The organism is Streptomyces sp. NPDC050448, assembly GCF_040655295.1.
Lineage (GTDB): Bacteria > Actinomycetota > Actinomycetes > Streptomycetales > Streptomycetaceae > Streptomyces.
In genome coordinates this window covers 1-1109 of sequence record NZ_JBFAJR010000143.1, presented here as the reverse complement: position 1 = coordinate 1109, position 1109 = coordinate 1, and the positions used below count along the sequence as shown (strand labels likewise).

The 1109-nt window shown below is 65.6% G+C and carries 1 pseudogene; it reads left to right on the top strand.

Annotated elements, in window-relative coordinates:
* Positions 1 to 734 precede the first annotated feature (734 nt).
* A pseudogene (locus AB0I68_RS39145) lies at positions 735 to 866 on the top strand (hypothetical protein); the annotation flags it as partial.
* Positions 867 to 1109 lie beyond the last annotated feature (243 nt).

Here is a 1109-nt window from a genome sequence, read left to right as displayed (position 1 = left end):
ACCGGGCCAGGCACCACAACGTCGGCAAGACAGTCAAACGTGCCGAGTCGATCAAGGAACACCAAGCCCAGCAACGTTAAACGTCAAGCTGAGAGGGCGTCGATGTTTCACGCGATCGCGGTCGCGGCCGCTCTGGATGGCGAGCTGATCGTCGGGGACCCCGTGGAGCGGCTTGCCTTCGAGCGACTACAGGACCGGCTCGCCGGCGCGCCGCTGGTGCGGCTCGGGCCGCAGGCGAGTGGCCGGATCACTTCGTCGCGTTCGATCCGCTGCGGCGGTCCGCGAGAAACACGACCGTGTGGCCGTGTGGCCGTACCAGCAGCGCAGGGCAGCGTGGGAGACGCCGTCATCCTCCGCGCGAGTCGGCGGGCGCACCGGCGTCGGGTGCGATGGTGAACAGGCCGGTGGCCTGTGGCAGCGTTACCTGGGATTCACGGCGCTCGGGCTCCTGACGCTGGTGCCAATGTTGATCGTCGTGTCCGCAGCCGATACGACAGGTGCACGGGGATTCACCCAACGGCTCGGGATCGGGCTCGGCGTGTCGGACGCGGCCGAGCTGATGTGGCGGAGACCCAGGGTCACTCGTCCTCCTCCTCGGTCAGGTGCTCCATGAGTCGCTCCAGGGTCTCCGTTGAAAGGGCCGGAGCCCGTTGCAGCCAGCGATCAAGCCACTCCGCGTCCGTCATCATGCCTGGTCAGCCACCTTCCACGTCTACGGACTTGCTTCAAACTCCGCCCACGCTGCTTTCGGAGGAGTGAAGCAGTCAGGCATCGGCCGAGAGACACACAAGATGATGCTGGACCACTACCAGTGGACCAAGAACCTGCTGGTCAGCTACTCGCCGAAGAAGCTCGGGTTCTTCTAGGAGGTCGTTTTCGCAAGGCCGCAAAGTGAGGCGGCGTCCGACGATTCCGCTGCCACAGAAGCGCGAACGGTGCGCCAGCCTCACTGCATGCGAGCTACGCCTGGTCACATCAGGATGCCGAGGGCGGCCCAAAGCACCACGCGCCGGGCTGAGGTTCCCCCGTTGCGCGGGAGGTGTTGACTAGCTGGTCGGGGCGGGTTGACGTGGTTTCAGGTTCACTGGTTCGGTCGCTGCCTGGTTGGC